23 protein-coding genes are annotated in these 25,267 nt (G+C 56.1%); 18 read left to right on the top strand and 5 right to left on the bottom strand.

Features of this window, described 5'->3' with window-relative positions:
- Nucleotides 1–20: 20 nt before the first annotated feature.
- The 11 genes from JMJ04_RS43945 to JMJ04_RS43995 all read left to right on the top strand — a co-directional run bounded on the left by JMJ04_RS43945 (nucleotide 21) and on the right by JMJ04_RS43995 (nucleotide 11,717).
- Nucleotides 21–1,319: a M24 family metallopeptidase gene (locus JMJ04_RS43945; protein WP_201376693.1), complete on the top strand. Its 1,299-nt coding sequence runs from the start codon at nucleotides 21–23 to the stop codon at nucleotides 1,317–1,319.
- An 83-nt stretch (nucleotides 1,320–1,402) separates the two neighbouring features.
- Nucleotides 1,403–2,710 (top strand): dihydrolipoamide acetyltransferase family protein, encoded by a 1,308-nt coding sequence (locus JMJ04_RS43950; RefSeq protein ID WP_201376694.1) that lies wholly within the window; start codon nucleotides 1,403–1,405, stop codon nucleotides 2,708–2,710.
- Between the two features lie 183 nt (nucleotides 2,711–2,893).
- A complete protein-coding gene (locus JMJ04_RS43955) occupies nucleotides 2,894–4,144 on the top strand; it encodes an amino acid ABC transporter substrate-binding protein (RefSeq protein ID WP_201376695.1) in 1,251 nt (416 codons plus the stop codon).
- A 172-nt stretch (nucleotides 4,145–4,316) separates the two neighbouring features.
- Nucleotides 4,317–5,195 (top strand): branched-chain amino acid ABC transporter permease, encoded by an 879-nt coding sequence (locus JMJ04_RS43960; protein ID WP_201376696.1) that lies wholly within the window; start codon nucleotides 4,317–4,319, stop codon nucleotides 5,193–5,195.
- Complete coding sequence (locus tag JMJ04_RS43965) at nucleotides 5,192–6,253, top strand: branched-chain amino acid ABC transporter permease (protein ID WP_201376697.1); 1,062 nt, start codon at nucleotides 5,192–5,194, stop codon at nucleotides 6,251–6,253. The genes JMJ04_RS43960 and JMJ04_RS43965 overlap by 4 nt, the downstream gene beginning before the upstream one ends.
- Nucleotides 6,250–6,981 (top strand): ABC transporter ATP-binding protein, encoded by a 732-nt coding sequence (locus tag JMJ04_RS43970; RefSeq protein ID WP_201376698.1) that lies wholly within the window; start codon nucleotides 6,250–6,252, stop codon nucleotides 6,979–6,981. The genes JMJ04_RS43965 and JMJ04_RS43970 overlap by 4 nt, the downstream gene beginning before the upstream one ends.
- A 4-nt stretch (nucleotides 6,982–6,985) precedes the next feature.
- Nucleotides 6,986–7,708 carry an ABC transporter ATP-binding protein gene (locus JMJ04_RS43975; RefSeq protein WP_201376699.1) on the top strand — a complete coding sequence of 241 codons (723 nt, stop codon included), beginning with the start codon at nucleotides 6,986–6,988 and terminating at the stop codon, nucleotides 7,706–7,708.
- A 36-nt stretch (nucleotides 7,709–7,744) separates the two neighbouring features.
- On the top strand, nucleotides 7,745–8,809 hold the full coding sequence (locus JMJ04_RS43980; RefSeq protein WP_201376700.1) for an alpha/beta hydrolase family protein: 1,065 nt from the start codon (nucleotides 7,745–7,747) through the stop codon (nucleotides 8,807–8,809).
- 146 nt (nucleotides 8,810–8,955) lie between these two features.
- Complete coding sequence (locus JMJ04_RS43985) at nucleotides 8,956–9,576, top strand: TetR/AcrR family transcriptional regulator (protein WP_201376701.1); 621 nt, start codon at nucleotides 8,956–8,958, stop codon at nucleotides 9,574–9,576.
- A gap of 169 nt (nucleotides 9,577–9,745) precedes the next feature.
- Nucleotides 9,746–10,345 carry a metal-dependent hydrolase gene (locus JMJ04_RS43990; protein WP_201376702.1) on the top strand — a complete coding sequence of 200 codons (600 nt, stop codon included), beginning with the start codon at nucleotides 9,746–9,748 and terminating at the stop codon, nucleotides 10,343–10,345.
- A 124-nt stretch (nucleotides 10,346–10,469) separates the two neighbouring features.
- Complete coding sequence (locus JMJ04_RS43995; protein ID WP_201376703.1) at nucleotides 10,470–11,717, top strand: NAD(P)/FAD-dependent oxidoreductase; 1,248 nt, start codon at nucleotides 10,470–10,472, stop codon at nucleotides 11,715–11,717.
- Nucleotides 11,718–11,890: 173 nt separating this feature from the next.
- Here JMJ04_RS43995 and JMJ04_RS44000 read toward each other — a convergent pair whose 3' ends face one another.
- Both JMJ04_RS44000 and JMJ04_RS44005 read right to left on the bottom strand, forming a co-directional pair.
- Nucleotides 11,891–12,358, bottom strand: a complete 468-nt coding sequence (locus JMJ04_RS44000) for a CBS domain-containing protein (RefSeq protein WP_201376704.1) — start codon at nucleotides 12,356–12,358, stop codon at nucleotides 11,891–11,893.
- A gap of 152 nt (nucleotides 12,359–12,510) precedes the next feature.
- On the bottom strand, nucleotides 12,511–13,335 hold the full coding sequence (locus JMJ04_RS44005; protein WP_201376705.1) for a 3-keto-alpha-glucoside-1,2-lyase-like domain-containing protein: 825 nt from the start codon (nucleotides 13,333–13,335) through the stop codon (nucleotides 12,511–12,513).
- A 293-nt stretch (nucleotides 13,336–13,628) separates the two neighbouring features.
- Here JMJ04_RS44005 and JMJ04_RS44010 point away from each other — a divergent pair, with 293 nt between their 5' ends.
- Nucleotides 13,629–14,705: a zinc-dependent alcohol dehydrogenase gene (locus JMJ04_RS44010; RefSeq protein ID WP_201376706.1), complete on the top strand. Its 1,077-nt coding sequence runs from the start codon at nucleotides 13,629–13,631 to the stop codon at nucleotides 14,703–14,705.
- Here the strand turns inward: JMJ04_RS44010 and JMJ04_RS44015 are convergent.
- Nucleotides 14,614–15,261, bottom strand: a complete 648-nt coding sequence (locus JMJ04_RS44015) for a TetR/AcrR family transcriptional regulator (protein ID WP_201376707.1) — start codon at nucleotides 15,259–15,261, stop codon at nucleotides 14,614–14,616. The two genes, JMJ04_RS44010 and JMJ04_RS44015, sit on opposite strands and share 92 nt — an antisense overlap.
- Before the next feature lie 143 nt (nucleotides 15,262–15,404).
- Entirely contained in the window at nucleotides 15,405–16,049 is a 645-nt protein-coding gene (locus JMJ04_RS44020; RefSeq protein WP_201376708.1) for a ThuA domain-containing protein, read from the bottom strand.
- Nucleotides 16,050–16,204: 155 nt separating this feature from the next.
- Here JMJ04_RS44020 and JMJ04_RS44025 point away from each other — a divergent pair, with 155 nt between their 5' ends.
- The 6 genes from JMJ04_RS44025 (at nucleotide 16,205) to JMJ04_RS44050 (ending at nucleotide 23,375) form a co-directional block, all read left to right on the top strand.
- Complete coding sequence (locus JMJ04_RS44025; protein WP_201376709.1) at nucleotides 16,205–17,239, top strand: Gfo/Idh/MocA family protein; 1,035 nt, start codon at nucleotides 16,205–16,207, stop codon at nucleotides 17,237–17,239.
- Nucleotides 17,240–17,269: 30 nt separating this feature from the next.
- Nucleotides 17,270–17,842 (top strand): LutC/YkgG family protein, encoded by a 573-nt coding sequence (locus JMJ04_RS44030; protein ID WP_201376710.1) that lies wholly within the window; start codon nucleotides 17,270–17,272, stop codon nucleotides 17,840–17,842.
- A 54-nt stretch (nucleotides 17,843–17,896) separates the two neighbouring features.
- Entirely contained in the window at nucleotides 17,897–19,486 is a 1,590-nt protein-coding gene (locus tag JMJ04_RS44035; protein ID WP_201376711.1) for a lactate utilization protein B, read from the top strand.
- Nucleotides 19,487–19,509: 23 nt separating this feature from the next.
- Nucleotides 19,510–20,256, top strand: a complete 747-nt coding sequence (locus JMJ04_RS44040; protein ID WP_201376712.1) for a (Fe-S)-binding protein — start codon at nucleotides 19,510–19,512, stop codon at nucleotides 20,254–20,256.
- A gap of 474 nt (nucleotides 20,257–20,730) precedes the next feature.
- Nucleotides 20,731–22,431, top strand: coding sequence for a DEAD/DEAH box helicase (locus JMJ04_RS44045; protein ID WP_201376713.1), 1,701 nt, complete (start codon nucleotides 20,731–20,733; stop codon nucleotides 22,429–22,431).
- Nucleotides 22,432–22,640: 209 nt separating this feature from the next.
- Nucleotides 22,641–23,375: an HAD family hydrolase gene (locus tag JMJ04_RS44050; protein ID WP_201376714.1), complete on the top strand. Its 735-nt coding sequence runs from the start codon at nucleotides 22,641–22,643 to the stop codon at nucleotides 23,373–23,375.
- 16 nt (nucleotides 23,376–23,391) lie between these two features.
- On the opposite strand, the gene leuA is transcribed toward JMJ04_RS44050, so the two are convergent.
- Nucleotides 23,392–25,074 (bottom strand): 2-isopropylmalate synthase, encoded by a 1,683-nt coding sequence (leuA, locus tag JMJ04_RS44055; protein WP_420799601.1) that lies wholly within the window; start codon nucleotides 25,072–25,074, stop codon nucleotides 23,392–23,394.
- Nucleotides 25,075–25,267 lie beyond the last annotated feature (193 nt).

Here is a 25,267-nt window from a genome sequence, read left to right on the forward strand (position 1 = left end):
TTCCAACGAAGGAGAGAGATATGGCGATCAAAACCTATGGCTTGATGGGCGTAGACTGGGAGGAGCGCGCGAATTTTGAGCGCTTACGCACCACGCGCCTTGCGCGGATCAAACATCTGCTGAAAGCATCGGAGATGGGGGCGCTCCTCTGCTTCGATATGAATAACATTCGCTATATTACGGCAACCCACATTGGCACCTGGGCCATGGATAAGCTGGCCCGTTTCTCTCTTTTACCCCAGGACGATGAGCCGATCATGTGGGACTTTGGCTCAGCCGCGCGCCATCACCAACTGTATGCGCCGTGGCTAAGTGAGCGTTCGCGCGCGGGTATCTCCACACAACGCGGTGCTATGTCGCCAGAGTCTGGCCGCGCTGAAGATGTGGCGCGCAAAATTCGCATCGAGCTAGAGGAACGTGGGCTCCTCCACGAGCCATTGGGAGTAGATGTGGTCGAATTGCCGGTGCTCTTCGCCTTGCAGGCCGAGGGTATTCAGGTGGTCGATGGACAGCAATTACTGCAACAGGCGCGCTTAATCAAGACAGAGGATGAGATTACGCTCCTGGCGACAGCTTGTATGATGGTCGATGCGGCGTATGACGAGCTCTATCGAGCGCTAAAACCGGGGATCCGCGAGAATGAGTGTGTTGGATTGGTCAGCAAAGTGCTCTATGATCTGGGTTCGGAGCATGTCGAGGGGGTCAATGCCATCTCGGGCGAGCGATGCAGCCCTCACCCGCACGTCTATACGGATCGCGCCTTGAGACCGGGCGATCCAGCCTACTTTGACATCTTGCATAGCTACAACGGGTATCGCACCTGTTACTACCGCACCTTTGTCGTGGGGAGCGCCTCCCAGGCCCAGGTCGATGCCTATAAACGGTGTCGGGAGATCCTGGATCGAGCCATCAATGCCATCAAGCCGGGTGTTACCACAGCTGATATTGTCAAACTCTGGCCCAAAGCCGAGGAGTTTGGTTTCCCCAACGAAGAGGCCGCATTCGCACTCCAATATGGGCATGGCGTCGGACTCTCGATCTGGGAGAAGCCTATTTTCAGCCGCCTGGTCTCGCTTGAACATCCCGAGGCCATTGAGGAAGGGATGGTTTTTGCCCTGGAAACCTTCTGGCCCGCTTCAGATGGCTGGTCCGCGGCGCGCATCGAAGAACAACTGGTAGTGACCCACGGTGGCTGCGAGGTCATTACGCGTTTCCCCGCTGAACAATTGCTGGTGGCTGGAGCGCACTACTATACTGCGACAGGTCCCCTCGCTGCTATACGTGAAACCCAGTCCAATCTCAATACCCAGCTGAAGTAGTGAACACATGCGATGTCTTGTGAGAAGAAAAGGGTGTGTCTGTGGCTATAAAGCCCTCGCTTCCCCCGCTTTCTAGGAGGTCCATGGTGACGACACAAGTTATCCTGCCAGCATTGGGAATGTCGCAAGACACGGGGAAGATCATTACCTGGCTCAAAGCTAGTGGCGAGCAGGTCACAAAGGGAGAACCCCTGGTAGAAATCGAGACCGACAAAGCCACGGTCGAGATCGAAGCTCCCGCCGATGGCGTGCTCGACCAGATCGTAGCCGAGCCTGGCGAGGAGGTTCCGGTAGGGCAGGTCATTGCCACGATCCTTGCTCCAGGCGAAAAGGCAGCCAGTGCCGGGGAGGCGACAAACATCTCGCGATCTTCCCCAGGAGACCACACGCGCCAGCCATCCTTGCCAGCCAGCCCCCTGGCGTCGCGCATCGCCGCTGAGCACAACCTGGATCTGAGTCTTGTTCAGGCCGAGGGCAAACGCATTCAAAAGGCGGACGTCATGACCTATTTGCGCAATCAGCAGGGAGCCCATAAGCAGCAACCCACCACTCCAATAGCCCAGACGACACCGCGTTTAACGATGGCCTCGCCCAAAGCACGACGATTAGCGGCAGAGCAGGGAAAAGATCTCGCGCAGATCAAAGGGAGTGGACCAGGAGGGGCCGTACTGGCGGCAGATGTCGTATTTATGCCTCAAGCTGCGGCAGTACATGAAAAGCAAGATCAGCCATTGAGCACCATCTGGCGCATCATGGCTGAGCGCACAACCCAGAGCTGGACGAGCGTGCCTCATTTCTACCTGGTGCGCGAGGTCAATGCCAGTCGCTTAGAGACCTGGTATCAACATAGACGCAAGCACGCAGCCGAGCAGACAAGCTACACCGATCTGCTGGTAAAAATTGTGGCGCTGGCACTACGAACCTCTCCACGGCTCAATGCCTCATGGCGCGAAGGAACGTTGCATCTAGAGCAAGCTATCCATATAGGTCTGGCCGTGGCTACCGAGCATGGTCTGGTTGTGCCCGTCATTCACCAGGCAGATAGATTGAGTCTGCAAGAGATTACCCGGCGACGCAGAGACCTGGTAGCCAGGGCCCTGGCCAGAAAACTGCGACCAGAAGACCTGCGTGAAGCAACATTTACGATCAGCAACCTGGGGATGTACAACATCGACGCATTTAACGCCATTATTCAGCCGCCACAGGTTGCAATTCTGGCAGTGGGCCGTATAGCGGAACGTGTGGTGCCTGTGCAGAAACAACCCATGGTTCAACCTACGATGATGCTGACTCTCTCATGCGACCATCGCGCCGTCGATGGCGCGTTGGGAGCAAAATTTTTGTCGCTGCTCGCGGATCTCATTGAGGAGCCGCTAGGGCTATTGCAGTAATGTTTCCCACACAGTAAGGCTCGCGAGGCATGAAAGGAGGGAAAGCAAGCGAACATACAAGGCACCACTTGTCATTCATAGCACATCCCAATTGCGCATGATACCTCCCACGATGTCAGGCCAGGCGCTAGCATCCCCTGGCAATCTTTTGACGATTATTGTGCAGTACTAAGGAGAACACCCGTGGTAGGACGACACACTTTCTGGCAACGCAACAGGCTTCCGCTGCTGGCGCTCTTGATGGTAGTGTTGCTGATGTGCAGCGCCTGCACACAGAATAATACAGCCACGAATACCCAGTCTCAGGCGTTCATCAAAATCGGCGTCTCTGTCTCGCTCTCAGGCGACTTCTCCGCCGATGGCAAGGCGACAGAGCAAGGCTATCAGCTATGGGCTGATACCGTGAATAAAAATGGTGGGCTGCTCGGGCGCCAGGTAAAGCTGGATTTTCTCTCTGATGGGAGCAATACAACCCAGGTTGTTACCAACTATCAGAAGCTGATTACCAATAACCATGACGACCTTGTCTTCGGCCCCTATTCAACGCTCTTAACCAAGCCAGCATCCGTGGTAGCAAATCGCTATGGCTATGCCATGCTGGAAGGTTCTGGTGGCGGTCCCTCAGTCTTTACCCAGGGCTTACATAATATTTTTGATGTAACCGCCCCTATTGTGAATCAGATGGATAGCTTTGTCGAATATATCCTCTCGCTGCCAGCTGACCAGCGCCCACAGACGGTGGCCTATGCGACGGAAGACGATCCCTTTACACAGCCCATGATCGACCGGGCACGCCAGCTACTGGAACAGGGGGGCGTAAAAACCGTTTCGTACCAGGTGTACCCGGCAGAAACCACCGACTTCACCCCCATAGCGCAGAAGATTATCGCCTCTAATGCGCAACTCGTCGTGTTAGGCTCGATGCTCCCCGACGCGACCGCGTATGTGCAGGCCTTCAAGCAGCAGCACTTTAACCCTAAGGCTATTATTGCCTCCGCGGGACCTGACCAGGGAGCGCAATTTACCGGCCCCATAGGAGGTAGCTCTGTTGCGGAAGGCATCTTCTTTCCCAATGCCTGGGCTCCAGGGCTGACGACCTATCAAAACGCGCAGATGGTCCAAGACTATATCGCTAAATATGGCGGGACAGCTGACCAGATCAGCGCCGATACGGCGGAGGCTTACGCGGCAGGGCAGGTCCTGGCACAAGCCGTGAACAAGGCTCATAGTATCGACAATAAGCAATTGCTCGCCACATTGCACGCGGGCAACACCTTCCAGACGCTGCAAGGGGATGTAAAGTTCAACGACGTAGGCGAGAACGTCGATGGCAAGGGCTTTACCTTCCAGTGGCAGGGTGGTTCCGTGCAGCGTGTCTATCCGGCCAGCATTGCCACGGCGAAACCTGTCTACCCTAAACCGAACTGGCCCTAGTATGCTGTTTCTGCCAGACGTAACGAGGCGTCTGGTAGGAGTGGCGCCTGCCATCTGTTCAGTACTCGGAAGATGGCAGGCGCGCTCATCTCCACAGATGCTTTAACCCCTGATAACGCTTGTGCTAACCGGGGAGGGATTACCCATCTTCCAGCCCATAGAAGGAGGCTGTATGGTCGGCATTATTATAGAGGCCATCATTACGGGAATTTTAACGGGTGGCGTGTATGCCTTAATGGCATCGGGGCTGACATTGGTATTTGGCGTGATGGATATTATCAATATCGGGCAGGGGGCGCTTGTGATCCTGGGAGCGTACCTGAGCTATGTTTTGGAGCAACAACTACACATCGATTTATTCCTGGGCCTCCTCATCACGATGCCCTGTCTGTTTCTCCTGGGCATCGTGCTTGAGTGGCTCTTTATTCGCCCGATCAGGCGGGATCGCACCATGTTGTCTATCCTGGTAACGTTTGGCATTGCCCTCATCATCGAAGGTATCCTCAACCTGCTCTTCTCAGCGGACTATATCCAGTTACACGCCTGGTATGTAACGGCGTCGTTTCGTATAGTCAACTTCTACCTCTCCTACATTTATGTGTTTGGTTTCCTACTGGCGGTGCTGCTGCTGGGAGCACTCTATCTGCTGCTCTATCGTACGCGCTTTGGACGCAGTATGCGCGCGGCCATGGAGAACCGGACAGCGGCTGAACTGATTGGCATTGATGTCGAGCGTGTTTCGATGATTACCTTTGGCATTGGGATCTCGCTAGCTGCCGCCGGGGGCATGGCCTTTGGCGCGACCAATACTTTCAATGCCGGGAGCGCCTATGACCTGATCTCGCGCCTGCTCGCGATTATTATCTTTGGAGGGATGGGAAGTTTAACCGGTGCTCTTGCGGCCTCTGTCGGCATGCTGGTGATCGAGGACGTCACCGCCGTCACCTGGTCTCCGGTTTGGGCCAATATCGTCTTCTTTCTTCTATTGGTATTCATCCTGGTGCTGCGCCCCCAGGGATTGTTTGGACAGAGGGAAGGAAGAAAACAATGAGGATCGCCACGTTTGCGGGAGGAGGAATACTCCTGGTCTTTGCCTGCGCCTTCCCACTTCTCTTCTCTGATCCTACCGTGACCACAATCGCGGTCTTCACGCTCATCTTCGCGGTCGCAACCAGTGGGTGGAATATTCTCGCCGGGTATACGGGCTATGTTGCCCTGGGTCATGCCGCCTACTTTGGCCTGGGTGCCTATGCGCTGGCTATCCTCTGCCAGGATTGGCATATTGCTGGTGGTTACGCACCCTTTCTCCTGGTCCCCCTGGCAGGGCTCATCGCGGCATTGATTGCCATCCCCCTGGGCTGGATTGCACTACGGGTACGGCGCCATACCTTTGTGGTGATCACGATCGCCATGTTTTTTATCATCCAGTTACTGGCCTATAACCTCTCCTGGCTTACGAAAGGCTCTACGGGTCTCAGCCTCCCCATTCCTCTCGATTGGGGCGGTGATTTCTTTAATATTCCCTTTTACTATGTGACACTGGCGCTGCTTCTGTTAACGCTGACGGTCTCCTGGGGCGTACGCCACTCAAAATATGGGCTGGGTCTGCTGGCAATTCGCGATGACGAGGATCGCGCGCTTGGCCTTGGAGTAAAGACTGGAATATCCAAGCTGCTCGCCTTTGCGCTTGCCGCGTTGATCGTTGGGATGGCGGGCGCCATCTGGGCGTATTTTGTCGAAGCGGTCTATCCCGCGACGGCCTTTGATCCCTTGTTCGATATTGCCATCGCCTTGATGGCTTTTCTCGGGGGGCTGGGCACCATTACGGGTCCACTCCTGGGGGCCTTGATCCTGGAACCAACACAGCAATATTTTGCGTTGGCGTACGGGCAAAACGGCTACTATCTAATCGTCTATGGCGCACTCTTCCTGGTGGTGATCCTGCTTTTACCCCAGGGCATTGTCCCCTCGCTACAGGCGCGGTGGAGCAGATTTCAGGCTATGCGAGCGCAGGAACGAGATCGCACGATGAGCAGGGTGAGCCATAGGTCTACAGCAGGGGAAGATGGAAGCCCGGAGGTGGAAACGAAAGAGGGAGCCAATCTATGAATTGCTTAGAAATCCAGGATGTGCACAAAGCCTTTGGTGGCATTCAGGCCCTGGACACGTGCTCGCTCTCGGTGGCGCAGGGGACGATTACCGGACTGATTGGTCCCAATGGCTCGGGCAAGACCACGCTGTTTAATATTATTACTGGCTACGAGCGGGCTGATAGTGGGCAGGTACGTTTCCAGGCCCAGGATATCACAAATAAAGCGCCTGACACAATCTTTCGCCTGGGGATAGGGCGCACCTTTCAATTGACGCGTATCTTTCCGCGTCTCACGGTACTCGAAAACATGCACGTGGCCGTGCAACGCACAGATCTCAGGGGGATGTTTCGCTGGTGGAGCGCATCCCATGAGCGGCAACGCGCGCTCGAACTGCTGGAGTTTGTGGGCTTGCACACGTTCAAGGATCTGCCCGCGGGCAATCTGTCCTTTGGGCAGCGAAAATTACTGGAGTTCGCCTTTATCCTGATTGCTGAGCCGCAGGTGATTCTCCTGGATGAGCCAGCAGGAGGAGTCAATCCCACCATGGTCAATTACCTGGCCGACCGTATTCGTACCCTCAATCAACGAGGGGTGACTTTTCTGATCGTCGAGCACAATATGGAGTTTGTGATGGAATTATGCCACCGGGTCACGGTCATGCATCGTGGAACCAGCATTGCCGAAGGAACGCCAGCAGAGGTGCGAGCCAATCCCGGCGTCCTACAAGCCTACCTAGGAGACTAAGGAGATGCTACTACAACTTCGTGATGTCTATGCTGGTTACGATGGAGGCGACATTCTCAAAGGGGTTGACATAGCCATAGCGCAAGGAACCACGACCTGTATCGTCGGGCCAAATGGCGCAGGAAAATCGACGGTCTTGCGGGTACTTAGTGGCCTGTTGAGGCCACGGAAAGGCGCTATCTCCTTCGATGGGCGCTCGCTTGTAGGCCTCTCGCCACGCCAGATCCTGGCTCTAGGTATCGTGCAGGTTCCGCAAAGCCATAGCCTCTTTCCCAGCATGACCGTGCATGAAAACATCGAACTTGGGGCCTACCTGCTCAAGGATGCTCGGCTCATCAGGAGTCGCCTGCAAGAAATTCAAGCGTTGTTTCCACTCGTCAAACTGCGGGCACGTGAGAAGGCTGGGAGCTTATCGGGAGGGCAGCAACGCCTCGTTGAGTTCGCGCGCTGCCTGATGCTTGATCCGCGCGTAATCCTGCTAGATGAGCCATCAATGGGTCTCGATCCCCATACCTTCAAACACGTCATTGAGACAATTCGCCTCTTGCAGAGCACCGGCAGGACAATTGTGCTTGTGGAACAGAATGCACGCACTGGCCTGAGCCTAGCGGATCAGGGTATTGTGCTGGAAAACGGGCAAGTGCGTTTGACGGGAACACACACCGAAGTCCTGAACAATCCCGAGATCGCGCGCTTGTACCTGGGCGGAACTCTTTCGAATACCTGAGCAGACGGAGCAAGCAATCGCATAAAGGAGCGTGAGATGGAGAGAGACGCACGTGTTCAAAGTGCCATTACAAACTGGGCACCTCGCTTTGTTGCTAATGGCATTGACGTCAATGATTTCACACGGGTCACGAACAGTATTGAGAGATGGGATGCATGGTGTCAGACATGGGCTGACTGCGGCGCCATACACGAACAATTGGGTGCCGACGCTGAAGCCAGCGGATACTATGAGACTGCGGGTGAGCACTATTTCCGAGCGGCCATGTGCTATCACTTTGGTAAGTATCTCTTTGTCCAGGATCCGCGACAACTGCGAAATGCCCACGAGCATGTGGTGCGTGACTATCAGCGCGCATTACCATACTTTCTCTTTCCCGGCGAGCGGGTCTCCATTCCCTATGAGGGGGGCGGCACCATGTATGGCATTTTGCGCAAACCCTGGCATACGCCTCGCCCCCCGGTTGTCATCCTGGTACCAGGTCTAGACTCAGTAAAAGAGGAATTGCATGTTTACGGCGAGGACTTCCTGCGACGCGGAATGGCAGTTCTCGCCATTGACGGCCCTGGTCAGGGCGAGATGGAGTTTGAGCACGCTATGCGTCATGACTATGAGGTACCCATTCGCTATGCGATTGACTACCTGGAGCGTCACCCGGATGTAGACGCCAGGCGCGTGGGCTTGATGGGAGTAAGTTTTGGAGGCCATTACGTTGTGCGGGCCGCGGCCTTTGAAAAGCGCATCAAGGCCACAATTGAAAATTGTGGTGCCTACAATCAGCTTGAGAACTTTCGCGGACGCCCACAGCTCAGTCGCGATACCATGGTTTTTCGTCTCAAGGCCACAAGTGAGGAAGAGGCAGTCAAAAGACTGGAACAGTTCTCCCTGCAAGGAGTTGCGGAACGCGTGCAAGGTCCATTGCTCGTCATTCAGGGAGGGCAGGATGGGCTAGTTTCTCCAGAACATGGAAAGCGTATTGCGGCCGAGGCCGGAGCAAACGCCGAACTCTGGTTCTTTGCGGATGGGAATCACGTCTGCAACAATATCCCCTATAAGCATCGCCCACAGCAGGCGGACTGGATGCGAGAGCGACTAAGTTAGCAGATGTGATGGAATCCTATCATACCCATGCTTCAGGACTTAAAAGTAGGCCACAAATTCCTTGACAGCAGGCCTATGCTGGCGTATACTAAAAAAATGAACGTACGTACGTTCATTTTTTTAGTATACGCCAGCAGGAGAGCACAGTGGGAAAAGGGATTGAGAAGGGCGTAGAGAGTCGCCAGCGCATCTTGCGAGTCGCGCTTGAATTGTTCAGTGAACGCGGATACGATGGCACCTCGATTGAGGATATACGCCAGGCGGCGGGCTTCAAATCTAAGGCCAGCCTCTATACGCACTTTCAGAGCAAAGAAGAGGTCGCACGCGCGCTCCTACAACAGATTCAAGTGCGCCAACAGGATTTTATCAGGCAGGCCATTGCTGGTATAGAGAATGAGCCTTTTCGGCGCTTCGTAGCTGTCGGACGCGCTTTTATCGAGTGGGGAATGATCAATCCACGGGAGTATGCTTTCTGCTTCCTGCGTATTCAACAGGAAATTCTTGTGCGTGGGCAGGAAAGCTATACAGACCTGGACTCTACCCAGATTTTCGTGCAGTTGATCAAGGTTCTTCGCGCTCAAGGCTATCCGGTGCGACAGATTGCCGATGTAGCCTTAATGAGCATGGCCGTAGGCCTCATCAGCCGAGCAGTTATTGATCGCCACGCTTTTGGTACTGTGAGTCTGGGAGAGAAGGTCCAGCAAGTACTGGAGGCCTGCTTTGGCATCATCTTTGCTGAACCTATTGTCCTTCCAGAGAAGCCATAGCTTTTCGTCTGCTTGCTCCAGAAGAGAAGCAGGCAAGGAAGATAGAAAAAGCCTGATCAAGGAGCGATAAGTTTATGAGTTTTATTATCTTCGTACTCTTATTCACGATTCTTTGTGGTTGGCTAGATAGTCGCATTCGTTCAAATAAAACAAAGAAGGAGCTGTAAATATGTTTGCTGGACACTTTGGGCTGGCAGCGGCCGTAAAATCGAAGCAACCACAACTTCCACTCTGGGCACTTATGTTGAGTACGCAACTGCTGGACATTTTATTTGTGCCACTGTTGCTTACAAATGTTGAGACGCTGCAACCGGTAGTTGGAACCAAAGGTGGGTATGGCGAAGTCATTATCCATGCTGACTACACCCACTCACTTGTTGGAGCTCTCTTGATCGCGATCTGCGCTGGCGTGATTGCCTGGCGACTATGGAGTCGAAATGGCGGACTGGTTATTGGCGCGGTCGTATTTAGTCACTGGTTACTTGATCTCCTCGTTCACCGTGCCGACTTGCCTATCCTACCGGGGAACGTGGGCAATCTGCCGCGTCTGGGCTTTGGCCTCTGGCAGTTCCCCTATATCAGTTCAGGCCTGGAATTCGTGCTCATCGTCATCGGTGGCGCCCTTTACTTCCAATCCGCTCTCGCTCGAGCCAGGAGTGTGGACGCTGACCAGCAACAGAGGAGCCGTACCTGGGCCATTATTGCCGGAAGCGTAACCTGTCTCCTTCTGGTTCTTTCGCTGGTAACGAACGTCCTGGGAATTGGATAAGTTTGAGATGCTCTGGAGGGGTCACGTATTCCCTTGACTCGGGGACGCTAGTGCCATATGCTTGTGGCGTGATGACTGTTAATGAGTCAGAGCCGCTTGCGCTCATGAGGAAGGAGTAGGCCGCTTGCAAACCCCAGCGGACCCCAAACCAACATCTATTTCGTACTGGCAGCAAACTGTCGAGGCGCTGCCACTTGAGAGTCAGCTTCCTGCTGAGGCTGATATCGTAATTATTGGAGGCGGCATCGTGGGCGTCGCGCTCAGCTACTGGCTGGCAAGGGCAGGCAGGGCGCCAGTGTTGCTGGAGCGCGCGCACCTGGCTTACGGCGCAACGGGTCGCAATGGGGGTATTGTCGCCATCGGCCTCGCGGAAGGCTATCCCTCCGCCATCAAGCGCCATGGCGCCCAGGTCGCGCAGGCGATCTTACGCCTCACCCTGGAGAACCAGGCGATCTTGCGCCAGGTCATAGCCGAAGAGCAGTTTGATTGCCAGTACCGCGAAACTGGCCATATCGGGCTGGCATTGAGCGAACAGGAACTGGAGCGTCTGGCACACGCCGCCGCCTCCAAGGAGGCCGATGGCTACGAGGTACAGGTATTGACGCGCCAGGAGGTGCAGGAACGTATCCACACACGCCTGGGAGAGCGTATTTTGGGCGGGACCTTGTGGGCGCAGGGCGGGCTGGTGCATTCGGCGCGCCTGGTGCATGAACTGGCGCGAGCGGCACAACGCCGCGGGGCGCGCTTCCTGCAGGCCGAGGTTGGGCAGTTGGCGAGCGAGGGTGAGGACGTCGTGATACGGGCGGCCCAGGGAAGCATACGTACCCGGCAGGTGGTCGTGGCGACCAACGCCTGGGTGGGCGATCTCTTACCCGCATTCCGTCCCTTGATTACACCGGTTCGCGGGCAGATGCTGGCCTATGAGCCGGTTTCCCAGCGCATTTTTGAATCAGGCATCTTTGCCGCGCTCACGCCAAGCGAGGAATATGGGCAGCAGACCCTGGATGGCTCTATCGTCATCGGAGGCTGTCGGGCCGTAGCGCCTGGACGTGATGTAGACGTGCGCGAGCAGACGACTTCGCCCGAGGTGCAGAGCGCCCTTGAGCATGTTATCCCCACACTCTTCCCCGACCTGGCTCACCTGCGCGTAGCGCAGCGCTGGGGTGGAACGATGGCCTTTACCCCGGATTACATCCCCATTATTGATCAAGAGCCGGCTCTGCCCAGTGTCTGGGGTGTAGGTGGCTTTACAGGGCATGGTATGCCTTTTGCCATGCGCGTAGGCCAACTCCTGGCGGAGTCGCTTGGTCAGCCACGGCGTGCCGCCGCGCTTGAGCCCTTCCGCCTGAAGCGCTCGACACTTCTCTCCTGAGCAAAGGTATGGGATTAAAAAAAGAGCATCTGTGGCGAAAGCCTTCGCCACAGATGCGTTCTATGTACATTGAATACGAATGTGTTTGATAGTAAACAATAGCTTGTGGCTATGACGCGATGAAGGCGTGATGAAACGTGTGAGCTTCGGTTTTTCGAAGCCGTTCGAAATCGTTAAAAGCCGGGTGCTACTGGTTCGGTCATGCTGGTATAGGCCTGGGCGCCACAGCGCATACAGGTTGTGGGTGGCTCAAGCGCGCGCATGACCTCGCCACAGATGGAGCAGAACCAGTGGGCTGCGACGGCCTTGACCAGGTCAGCACGACTGATAATGCCCACCAACCGCCCTCGACTCACGACCAGGAGGCGACGAATGCGCTCATGGACGAGAATACGACTGACCTCCTCCAACTCGGTCTCCTCACTGACGGTAATGACGCTTCGCGTCATGATATCGCGCACCAGTTGCCCTTTTCTGGCAATAACATCAAACTCCGTAACGATTCCTACGATAACGTTGTCGCTGTTCACCACAGGCATCCCACTGATTTTGTATTCAGACAAAAGGTGAGCTGCCTGTTGCATTGTCTGGTCTTCATTGACCACAATGACATCCTTAGTCATTACATTGCGAACCTTCATCGATGTTTGTCTCCTTCTGGTAACCCATCGCGAAACAGCCATCTCTTGTTTCTATTGTAACATGCCGCTGAGTTTTTTCGCGCCTGCGGTGATGGGTTCTTGCCCGACGCGTGCCTTGTGCTCTTCAGGGCGTTTGGCGGCGTGAGCACCTCTTAGGGAGTGGGGGTTGGGAGAGGGGGCAGGGGATCCACGACGACCTTGCTAAAGAGGGCGCGCGCCTGTGACGAGGTCGCGCCGTTGTGGACGAAGAGCGCGATCTGCCCCTTGGTATAGCTTGCATCTTCAATCTGCTCCACCTGGCTGCCATTGAGTATCAGGGAAAGGGAAGAGCCTTGCAATGAGACGGTCAATGTGTTTTTGCTTCCCATGGGGTGCAGGTGAGGGCTTACCTTGTCTGGAACCAGGTAATCGTTGTGGGCGCTCTGGGTTTTGGTGTCCCAGGATTCCTTGACGATGCTATAGGTGGTATTCCCATGAATGTCAATGCGATAATCATGATCTAGATTTCCATCACCACGCAAATAAATGCCGATGCTGTCGTCGGCGTCCCCCTGTTGAAACGTAAACTCGGTGGTCAATTGGAAGTCATCAAAATTGCGGCTGGGGGGCAGGCTTTCAATGAGGACCTTGTGATTGAGCGCGGTCAGGCTCAAACCCTGTTGCCCAATTTGCCGCTCATAGTCCTGTGTCGAACCTGTGAACCAGTCTTTGTAGGTGTTTTTATCTGTAAAATCATCGATAAATAAATGGCGTGACGCTATCGCGGTGGCAGTGAGTTGGGCCTGTGAGGGGGAGGGCGTCGGGGTCGGAGTTGGCGCGCTCTGGGTATGATTGCCTGCGGGAAAGAGATACAGGTCACCTACGGTAAGCAACAGGGCCAGGCACACGATACCCATCAGACCCGCGATAGTGAACATGTGTCTGCGTCGTGTGTTGGAGTGCGCTGTCTGCTCTTGTTGAGTTTCTTCGCCTATCATGTCTCTCTCTCTCTGTAAGGGCATACTCACAACCTGCGCGCCGGAAACTGCGCGACTCCTTTTCCATCAATCTTGTAGCTTGCCTCTTTGCCAGGTGGGGGGACTGGCTCCAGTCCATGGAATTCTCTCAACGTGCATATATAAAGACGTATTGTAGCGCAGATTGTTTCGTATTTTTGGCTAGTAGTAATTTTTTCGTATGCACTTCCCCCCTTGAGATGGAAGGTGCTGGCGCCATATGATAGAAACATACACCTCTCATCAAGAGCCAAAGAAAGTCGAGCGATACAGCTATGTTGGCAGCCATGTTTTACGCGCCGGGCGATCTACGCCTGGAGGAGCGTCCCATTCCGCAGCCAGGGCCAGGCGAGGTCCTGCTCCAGGTCGCGGCAGCCACGACCTGTGGTACCGATCTCAAAACCTTTCGCCGGGGACATCCCCTGCTCTTTCGCCAGACGCCAGCCAGCTTTGGACACGAAGTCTCTGGCACAGTCGCCGCAACAGGCGTCGGTGTGACAAAGGTGCGTGAAGGTGACGCCGTCGCGGTGGCCAACTCGGCCCCCTGCTACCAGTGTTTCTATTGTAAGCGTGGCCGCTATAGCCTCTGCGAAGACCTGCTACTCCTCAATGGCACCTACGCCGAATACCTGCTGGTGCCCGCGCGCATAGTCGAGCATAACCTCTATCCTCTCCCAACGGATACTTCATTTATCGCGGCGGCCCTGGCTGAACCCCTCGCCTGTGCTCTCCACGGCGTTGGAGCCAGCGATATTCACGCGGGAGATACTGTCATTGTATTAGGTTCAGGTCCACTTGGCCTCCTGCTCACCGCCGCCGCGACGCTGCGTGGCGCGCGAGTTGTACTCACGGGCCGGGGTGAGGAGCGCCTACGCCTGGGAACCTATTTTGGCGCCTCATGTGTGATTGATGTCACTGGCATGACGCCGCAAGAGCAGTACGAAGTGGTACGCGACCAGACAGAGAAGCGGCGAGGTGCAGACGTGGTCATCGAAGCCATTGGCACGCCCGAGACCTGGCAACAGGCGGCCCAGCTGGCATGCCCCGGCGGCCTAGTCAACCTCTTTGGGGGCTGCGCCTCGGGCACCCAGGTGACCCTGGAAACGCGTCCCCTGCACTATAGCGAGCTTACCATCAAGGGCGTCTTTCATCATACCCCAAGCTACTACGCTCAGGCACTGCACCTGATTGCTGAACGTCAGATAGATGTGGAGGCCCTGGTGACCCGGCGCCTGCCCCTGCATGCGGCCCTGGAGGCTATCAGTCTCCTAACGCAGAAGAAGGGGGTAAAATATGCACTGATTCCTCCGGCCTTCGCGTCCCTTCTGGATGGAGCAGTAAGCCCTGACTGATGATCTGGTAGTAAATATCAATAACCTGTTGCACGCTCAGGCGTCCTCCAGGGTGAAACCAGGACGAGACCTGTGTACACATGGCGATAACAGCATAGGATGTAACTTTGGTATCGCTTGGACGAAAGACACCGCGCTCCATCCCATCCTGGAGCATACCCTGAAGCAGGCGATCATAGATATCGCGTAGCTCGACAATGTGCGCCCGCTGCTCGCCCTCCAGGGAGCGAAGTTCGGTATCAATGATAAAGAATTCGGCCTTGTTGCTGGTATGCAGGCGGATATGATTGGCGATGGCCTCACGCAAGCGCTCACGGGGATCATCATAGGTACGCAGGAGCGTCTCTAGCTGGCTATTCAGACGCTTCATATACGTCTCCATAATCTCAACCAGCAGCGATTGCTTATTGGGATAGTGATGATAAATACTGGCCGCCTGAATTCCCGCCAGGCGAGCAATATCGCGCAGGGGCGCGGCGTGATATCCATACTCGGCAAAGAGTTGGACCGCAGCGGCGAGAATATTTTCGCGCATCGAGCGCCCTTCGACTGGCATAGGTAACACCTCTCTTCCTCTTCGGCTACAGGGTGATTGTATCAGAAAAAGGCCTGGGTGCGCTACTGACGTACGCGCTTACGCTGGGTGTCTACAATCTGGCCCGGAGGCGTAGGCGCGTACGTCAATAGCGCACCACCGCTTTAGCGGCTGGCCCAGAGCATGCCGCGTTTCATGATTTCGAGAACCTCGGGTACCTCAAAATCACTGACGACATGTCCTAGCGAGGAGTAGAAGACGCGTCCCTGGCCCCAGCGTTTCTTCCAGACCACCGGCACGATGCTGCCCGCGATCCAGGGGGCATGCTCGCCGCTAAAGGTGGTTGTGGCCAGGACTTCATTGATGGGATCAATGTGCATATAGTACTGTTCAGAATGCATGTGAAAATCTTGCAAACCGGCGGTAATGGGGTCCTCATGGTGAGTGATGTTGACTTCATAGTCAATGATATTGCCGGGATGCGCGACCCACTGGCCACCAACCATAAATTGATACTCTGTGCTGTTGCGGAAGGAATCGGCCATGCAGCCATGCCAGCCCGCGATGCCAACGCCACTCTGGACGGCACGCAACAGGCCCCGTTCCTGTTCGGGGGTAATCGTGCCCATAGTCCAGATAGGCACAATGAGATCAAGCCGCTGCATTTTGGCTTCGTCTAAATAGGCGTCGAGCGTATCGGAGACCTCGACCTCGTAGCCCTGCTCACGCAGGAAGGGTGCGAAGAGGGCCGCGCCCTTCTCTGGCTCATGGCCTTCCCATCCGCCCCAGACAAGTAATGCTGATTTCATAAAAGAAGTCCTTTCTTTATGGTCCGGACCCTGATCTGGGACAGATCAGAGTCTCCACATATTGACGTGTTACTGCTATTATGTCCCGAGAACCCCTGGGCAAGCAACCTGCAGAGAGGATATAATTGCAAGCAAAAGGGAAGAAAGGAATCGTTATGGAGCAGAAAGATATGTTGCGCATTGTGCTGGTTGGATGTGGCGCCATGAGTCGTGCCTGGCTCCAGACCGCGACCGAGCTTGCTGACGTCGAGGTCGTGGGACTGGTCGATATTTATGAGGAGGCCGCGCATACCAGGGCACGCGAATTGCAGTTGACACAGGTCATGATTGGTACGGATCTGGGCGAGATCCTGGAGCGCACACGCCCCGATATTGTCTTTAATTGCACTATCCCAGAGGCTCATCTGCAAACAAGCCTACAGGCGCTAGAGGCAGGCTGTCATGTGCTGAGTGAGAAGCCACTGGCCGCCTCACTGGAGGCGTCGCGCACCCTGGTGGCGGCCGCGCAACGCGTTGATAGATATTTCGCGGTTATGCAGAACCGGCGCTATGATGCGAATATCCTGCGCGTACACCACGTTCTGGCTTCGGGCGAGTTGGGAGCGCTCACTACGGTCAATAGCGATTTCTATATTGGCGCGCATTTCGGGGGCTTTCGCGACCATATGCGCCATGTCCTGCTCCTGGATATGGCCATCCATACCTTTGACGCGGCGCGCTTCTTGACCAGGGCCGATCCTGTCTCCGTCTACTGCCATGAGTGGAATCCTGCTGGCTCCTGGTACGATCATGACGCCTCGGCAATTGCTATTTTCGAGATGACAGGCGGATTGATGTATACCTATCGCGGGAGCTGGTGCGCGGAGGGCCTGGCGACCACCTGGGAGAGCGACTGGCGTTTGATTGCCCAGCGTGGAAGCATAACCTGGAATGGAGGAGAGGACATACGGGTCCAGCAGGTACAGGAGACAGGAGGTTTCCTCTCCACCTTTTGCGACGTTGAGCCAGATCTGGTAGAGCGCACAGAGTGGACCCAAGGACATTCCAGCGCGATCAGGGATTTTATCGCCTGTGTACGCGAGGGACGAGCGCCCCAGACCAATGGCACAGATAACATAAAAAGCCTGGCGATGGTGTTTGCCGCCATTGAAAGCGCTGAAAGCGGCAAGCGCGTCGCCGTTTCCTGGTAGCGCAAGAAGGTAGTCAAAGAAGAGGAACGCATGCAGATTCAAGCGCAACAAGTTCTCTACAGCCAATTTGAACGTCGCCTACGCGCGGCAGGCGGCGAATCACACTATGCAGGCTCTCTCGAAGAGGCCGCCCGCCTGATCGCGGAGCATCCCGCGCTGACTGAGAAGCTCATCATACTTCCTCCAGGCTTTGCACAACGTGAGCCATGGGGAGCGCTCCTGTCTCTGTTAGAAGCGCGAGGGATCACCCTCGAAGAGGCGGAGGGACCTCGCGAGATTGCCGACGCGCCCGCCGGGCTCTCAGACGCCCACCTGGCCATTGCCGAGACTGGTTCGGTGCTGGTTGCCGAGAACAACCTGGCGGCGCGTGCCGTGACCATGTTGACCATCGCCCATTTTGTCTTGGTGCAAGCACGAGAGCTTTATCCCATGCTGGAGAGCGCGGGCGAGCGTCTGCGCCAGCTCTCCACGCCTGGAACCGGGCAGCAACATCATATGACCCTGGTCACCGGCCCCAGTCGCACAGCCGATATCGAGCGCACCCTCACAATAGGTGTTCAGGGGCCGAGAGTATTTTGTGTTTTGTTCGTTGAGAGCAACTAACGATTGTCTTTACCACAATGATGTGGGTGGTCACAGATCGGAGTAGCGTTTTTTATGGAGCAGCCACAATCGTCTTCTCAACATGATACCCTTCAGCCCGCGCAGGCCGCGCTGACAGGGACGCTCACACCGCAACAGGTCGTGACCGAGGAGCAGGCCAACACAACTCACGAGCACCAGCCATTTGAAGCGCGCCTGACCCATGCCCTACATGACACCAACTTGCAGGGCGCGCTCAAGCGCTTTGCCCCTAACTGGCGCGCCTCGCGTCTGCAAGTCTTCCAACAAGAGCAAGAGGCCTATGGCGATGCGTTTAGTTTCGCGAACCTGCGGACACAATTGCGCCAGGCCAAGGACGACGCCATCGAGCACCAGGAAGAACTGCTCGCACGCTTTACAAGCCAGGCCGAGGCCGCAGGCGCCATCGTGTACCAGGCGCGCACCGCCGAGGACGCCAACCGCTATATTTACGAACTCTGCCAGCGTAAAGGCATTGAACTGGTCGTCAAAGCTAAGACCATGGCCAGTGAGGAGATCGAACTCAATGCCTATCTGGAAGAGCGAGGCATCACGGCTATCGAGACTGACCTGGGGGAGTGGGTCGCGCAACTCGACCACGAACGTCCCTCCCACATGGTTATGCCCATCATCCATAAAACGCGCCAGCAGGTAGGCGAGACCTTAACCAGGGCCACCGGGCGCGAGATCTCACGCGAAGATGTGGGTGAGCAGGTCGCCGTTATTCGCACTGAGCATCGCAAGTCCTTCCTGACCGCGGGCATGGGGGTGAGTGGCGCTAACGCCCTCATCGCGGAGAACGGAACCGTGATGATGACGACCAACGAGGGCAATGGGCGCCTGGTGACCTCGCTCCCGCCGGTCCATGTCGTCATCGCGGGCTGCGATAAACTCCTGGAGACCTTCGCCGACGCCATGACCCAGCTGCGCCTGCTGGCCAGAAGCGCGACCGGGCAGGCTATGACCAGCTATTCAACCTTTATCACCGGCCCCTCGGCTCCCAACCAGGAAATGCATATCGTCTTGCTGGACAATGGACGCAGCGAGATGCGCGCAGACCCACACTTTAAAGATGCCCTGCGCTGTATACGTTGTGCCGCCTGCGCTAATATTTGTCCACCGTACCAGCAGGTAGGAGGACATGCCTTTGGCCATATCTACAGCGGCGCGATTGGCCTGGTTGTCACCCCGTTCCATCATGGCCTGGAGGCGGGGGCGGGTCCACAGAGCCTCTGTGTGAGCTGCAATGCCTGCGAAACCGTCTGCCCGGTTGAAATTCCCTTGCCTAGCCTCATTCTGGATGTGCGCCATCGTGTGGTAGAGAAAAAGGGCCTGCATCCGATAAAGAGGATCATCTTCGAGGCCATGGCGCGCCCCTGGCTCTTTAACCTGGGAGCACGCCTGGGGAGCTGGGGCCAGTTGCCCCTGACCTGGGGTAGCCATTTTGTGCGCTCGCGCTACTTTGGCCCTCTGGGCAAGCTGCCCTTCCTCAAGGGGGTCGCGGACCAGGCGCGCTGGCGCAGCCTTCCAGCCCTGGCGTCACGCCCCTGCGTGACCGGGTCAAGGCGCGCAGCAAGTCTTATAGTCATGACAAGCCCCTTGCTACTCAGGGTCAGTTGCATGTGACGGTGGCTTACTTTGCGGGGTGTATGACCGATCGCCTCTATCCTGAAATGGGGGAGGCCGTGATCAAGGTCCTGGAGAGCATCGGCGTGCACGTTGTATTCCCCCAACAGCAGAACTGTTGTGGCCTGCCCGCGCTGAACTCCGGCGACCGGCACAATGGACTACGTATGGCCAAGCAGACCATTGCCACGCTGGAGCAATCGCTGGAGGAGAGCGGAGCCGACTATATACTTAGTGGCTCGACCAGTTGTGTCGTGACCATCATTCAGGATTACCTGCGCCTCTTCGAGGACTTTCACGAGACAACCTGGCTCAAACGGACCCAGGCCCTGGCGGATCGCGTCATCGACTTCGCAGGCTTCATGGATCGCGTCGTCATCCCCAGCGGCGTGCAACTCCCAGTACGCGAGGAGAAGGCGAGCGAAGTCGTTGTGACCTATCATGACTCCTGCCAATCGTGTAACTGTTTGGGCTTGCGTTCTGAGGCACGCCACGTCTTGCAGGATCTCCTGCACGTTGACCTGCGTGAGATGGCCCAGTCAGATGTCTGCTGTGGCTTTGGCGGCACGACTTCAATTGAGCAACCCGAGGTTGCCGAACGCCTCTTAAACAACAAACTGCAGAATGCGGAAGAGACGGGGGCTGCAATCCTCATCGCCGATAACCCCGGTTGCCTGATGCACCTGCGCTGCGGGGCAGACGCCAAGGGGAAACGTCTGCGCGTCCTACACCTGGCCGAGGTCGTCGCCGAGCGTTTGCAAGAAGAGTAACACATGCAGGGGTGAGAACAGGCTAGCCTGCTCTCACCCCTGCATGTGTGCCCCCTTTGTTTATAAATCAGCTCTCGCACTGGGACGAATGTGCTGTCGGACTTGACGAATAAGGATAGAAGAGGTACACTGCAAGGGCTATAGCGATGGGACAGGCCACTCGTATATCCTGTTCCCCAGCAAGGACGCAGAAGAGTTCTCCGCAATCCTCTTTAGATTTTTCTTCCTGCACACACGTTCGATTTGATATCAGCAAGCAGCCCTGCTTTTGTATCCTACGGCTCGCTCCTGGTACGTTTTAAAGACACCGTGACTTCAGGGAGTTTAGAAACACCCACGAAGTGGAGCATTACCAGGCTCAGGGGAAGGCACAGGAGGTAGATCCTCCTGCCGGGGTGGGGACCTCTCACAACATTTTTTTCATGACCTGAGTGAGTACACTACGCAATTTCGTAGTGGCCGAAAGGATAAAACATGCCTTCTTTTCAAGACCTTCCTTTGCAGCCCGCAACACGTGCGGTGCTGGCATCCATGCAGATTACAGAGCAGACCCCTATTCAGGCCGAGGCGATTCCAGCCCTGCTGGCTGGTAAGGATGTAATAGGGCAGTCCGCGACTGGCTCCGGCAAGACGCTTGCCTATGGTATTCCCCTGATCGAACGCCTGGCAAAAAATAGACGCGTCGCGCAGGCGCTTGTGCTGGTTCCCACACGCGAACTGGCTGTGCAGGTCAATTCAGTTCTCAGCACATTTGCCGCGCCCCGGCGCCTGACAACGGCCCTGCTGGTGGGTGGGCGACGCTATGAGAAACAGATTTCCGCCCTCCGCTATGGTGCGCAGATTATCATTGGCACCCCTGGGCGTATCAAAGATCACCTGGAGCAAGGCAACCTGGTCCTGCGCGACATCCGCATCTGTGTGCTCGACGAGGCCGACCAGATGCTCGATAGCGGCTTTGGACCCGAGATTGAGCAGATCCTGGAAACCTCACCTGAGGATCGTCAGATGGCACTCTTTTCAGCTACTATGCCTACCTGGATCGCGAAGTTGCAGGAGAAGTTTCTCAAAGACCCCGTCAAGGTAACGATTACCCCAGAGGCAGGAGTGCAAAGCACGATTGAACAGGTTGTTTACCAGGTGCCACGGGGCAAGAAAGTAGAGGCACTCTGCACACTTCTGGCCTCCACCCAGGGCGAGATCAGCCTGATCTTTGGCCGTACCAAGATGGGCGTCGAACGACTGGGGGAACAGCTCAGTAATCTTGGTTTTGCCGTTGGGACCTTCCATGGCGATAAGAGCCAGCGCGCCCGCGAAGATGTATTGATGGCATTCCGCCGAGGCCAGGTGCAGATGCTGCTCGCGACCGACGTTGCCGCGCGTGGACTTGATATTCGTGGCATTACCCAGGTTATCAACTATGAGCTTCCCGACTCCGACGAACTCTTTACGCACCGCATTGGTCGTACGGGACGCATGGGACGCTATGGCAAGGCCGTCACACTTCTCGCGCCCTCGGATATGAGCAAATGGCGACGTATGTCACGTAGCTTCGGGCAGCCCGTTGCCGTGCAAAAAATGGTCCTGAATGATGAGGCCGCCCTGGCCCGGCCTATGGTAATGTCAGAGGAAAAACAGGCACGCGACCTGGAGCGCGATAGCGAGCAGGCCTTGCTGGAAGACGAGGACACTCAAGTGGTGACGTTGAATGAGCGTCCTAGGCGGGAGCGCTCCAGATTCCAGGAGACGCAGGGAGCCTATACGAGGAAACGCCCCTATGAGCGGACGCGTAATGAGTTCTCCGTGCGTAGGCCAGAGCGCAGCAATGACACCTTTGCCGACGCCGAGCGCCCTGCACGCTCACGTGTCCGGCATACAGAAGTGTTTGTAGAGACCGAGGGACAGGCACACGCACGCGCCAGGCGCGCGGAACTCTTTATTGAGCCTGAGCTTCCTGCTCGCAGACAGGAGCGCCGCGCAGCGACGTTTGAGAAACCATCCACAGATAAGACCCGAGAATACAAGAGAGGCACAGGAAAGCCCTCGAACTTTGGCAAAGGTGAGGGCAAAGGCAGGAAGCCCGCGTTTTCCTCCTTTGATACACGCTCTGGGAAACGCACATCCGGGGGCGCTGCCCGCGATGCCCGCCGCACACGGGACCGCATCTCTAGCCGGTAAATCTTCTAGCATAGAGCGAAAAGCGAGCGAGTGAGCTGAGAATTTTTCTCAGCTCACTCGTCTTGCTCCAGTTCGATGCGTTTGCTCATCGACTCCTTGCTGGTGTGATCTCTCCCCTTTTTTCAACGACCTCTTGAAAGCCCTTATCTATCTATGCTACCATAGGCTTCTTTGCAGAGCTCTACTGTAGTACAGCAAAGGATGCAACTATGGCAGCAAAACCCATTATTTTGTTGGACGATGGCGGTGTGATGAATGATAATCGCCTACGTGGTCCACAGTGGCAACGCCTGGTAGGTGAATTTTTCGCGCCCCGACTCGGAGGCACACCTGCCGCCTGGGCTGAAGCCAACCGCGTCTTGATGATGGATATCTTTGGGCCGGAAAACTGGCAGGCGCGAATACAAGCTGCAACCGATTATGCCAGCTTTGAGCGCACCTACTGGTGCGACTGGCTGGGCGGTATGTGCCAGCTCGCGAATGTGGCGGTCCCATCAGAGGAAGCGTGTCTCGAACTGGCCTGCCAGGCCGAGACCTACATTACCCCTCGGGTGCGCGCCACCTTTCCCGGCGTGATCGAGGCCCTTCACGAGCTACACGCTCAAGGATACACGCTGCATACCGCGTCAGGCGAATCCTCGCTTCACCTCCATGGCTACCTGACGGGTATGGGCGTGCGCGATTACTTCGGGCGACTCTACGGCGCCGACCTGCTCGGCATCCTCAAAGAGACGCCAGAATACTACGAACGCCTCTTCGCCAACGCTGGCATTGCGCCCCGCGATGTCTTGATCGTTGACGACACTCCACGCGTTCTTGCCTGGGCTAGAGACCTCGGCGCGATGACTGTGCTCATCACTCCTGAACAGGAGGCGCCCGATGGAACAATTTGCCTCAATAATTTGGCCGCATTGCCACAACTGGTAAGTCAGCTCACTAGCTAGTTCTTCGGCTGAATAGCTAGCCCATCGTTGCCTGTACGCGGTTCACGGCATTGAGGACGGCCTTGATCGAAGCCTGCTCGATATTGGTTGCGATGGCGGCACCGAAGAAGGTACGCCCAGAAGGGGTCTCGATCTGGAGGTAGGCGACAGCGCGAGCATCCGATCCATGATTGAGCGAGTGCTCAGTATAGGAGCGTACAGTGAAGTTGGCCAGTGAAGCCTGGTTCAAAGCACGGACAAAGGCATCGATGGGTCCATTGCCGCTTCCGCTCAACTCGTAGAGTTCGCCGTTCAAGATCACACGTGCGCGGCATACTACCTCGTCGGGAGAACTTGCCCCAGCCTTTTCCGCGTGGAAGGCCTCGAGCGAGAAGGGGCTGGTGCGCTGGAGATACTCGTGCTCGAAGGCATCATAGATCTGCTGGGGCGTCAACTCATCGCCACGGACATCGGCGATGGCGTTAATAATCTTGCCAAACTCGACACGCATGGCCTTGGGCAACTGGAAGCCAAACTCGTTCTCCATCACATAGGCCACGCCGCCCTTGCCCGACTGCGAGTTAATGCGGATAATGGCTTCGTAGGTACGTCCGATATCCTTGGGATCGATGGGCAGATAAGGAACCTCCCACACGGCATCGGGGGCACCATCCCAGGCCGCCATGCCTTTCTGGATCGCGTCCTGGTGAGAGCCGGAGAAGGCTGTGAAGACCAGTTCGCCAGAGTAGGGATGGCGTACGGGAACCTGCATGCGCGTACATTCCTCATACACCGCGCGAATCGCGTCGATGTCGCCAAAATTCAAGAGAGGGTTGATGCCTTGCATGTACATATTGAGCGCAACCGTAATAATGTCCACGTTGCCGGTACGCTCACCATTGCCAAAGAGGGTCCCCTCGACGCGCTCCGCACCAGCCATCAAGCCTAGCTCGGTTGTCGCGACGCCAGTACCGCGATCATTATGGGTATGCAGGCTGATGATAGCGCTCTCACGGTGACGCATATGGCGGCAAAACCACTCAATCTGGTCAGCATAGATATTGGGAGTTGCAATCTGCACCGTCTCGGGCAGGTTCAAGATGATTTTGGCTTCGGGCGTGGGTTGCCAGATATCCACCACAGCCTCACAGATCTCCAGCGAGAAGTCGATCTCGGTGAGCGCGAAGCTCTCGGGTGAGTATTGGAAGATCACCTGCGTCTCTGGAATGGTGGGTACGAGATCCTTGATGAGCTGTGTCCCACGGGTGGCGATATCGATAATACCAGCTTTATCCAGGCCAAAGACCAGGCGGCGCTGGGCGGGCGAGGTGGAGTTATACAGGTGGATAATGACCTTTTTCATGCCCTGGATAGACTCAAAGGTGCGGCGAATCAAATCCTCGCGCGCCTGGGTGATCACCTGCACCGTTACATCATCGGGAATGCGATTTTCATCTACTAGCCGGCGGATAAAGTCGAATTCGATCTGCGAGGCGGAGGGGAAGCCAACCTCAATCTCCTTAAAGCCAACCGAGACCAGGAGATCAAACAGTTTCAGCTTCTCTTCAACGCTCATTGGAATGGGTAGGGCCTGGTTGCCATCGCGTAGATCAACGCTACACCAGGTGGGAGCGGTGGTGATGGAGCGTGAGGGCCACTGACGCTCGGGTAGTTCAATTGGAGGGAATGCGCGGTACTTCGTGACGGAACCCTGCTGCATCCCCCCGTGACGGTTGACGGCGGTTTTGGTTGCCTGTGTGTTACGCATCTGATCCGAAATCATCGTATGCCTCCAAATGAAACATTGTGTCGTGCTTGCGCACTTGCTTCTCATCAAAAAAAGTTTACTTCTTCTCCGAAAACCTGAGCACGCTTGCCGCGCCACCGCTTGCCCCCGAATGGGGGTTGGGTTT

Source organism: Ktedonobacter robiniae, from assembly GCF_016587375.1.
Classification (GTDB): domain Bacteria; phylum Chloroflexota; class Ktedonobacteria; order Ktedonobacterales; family Ktedonobacteraceae; genus Ktedonobacter; species Ktedonobacter robiniae.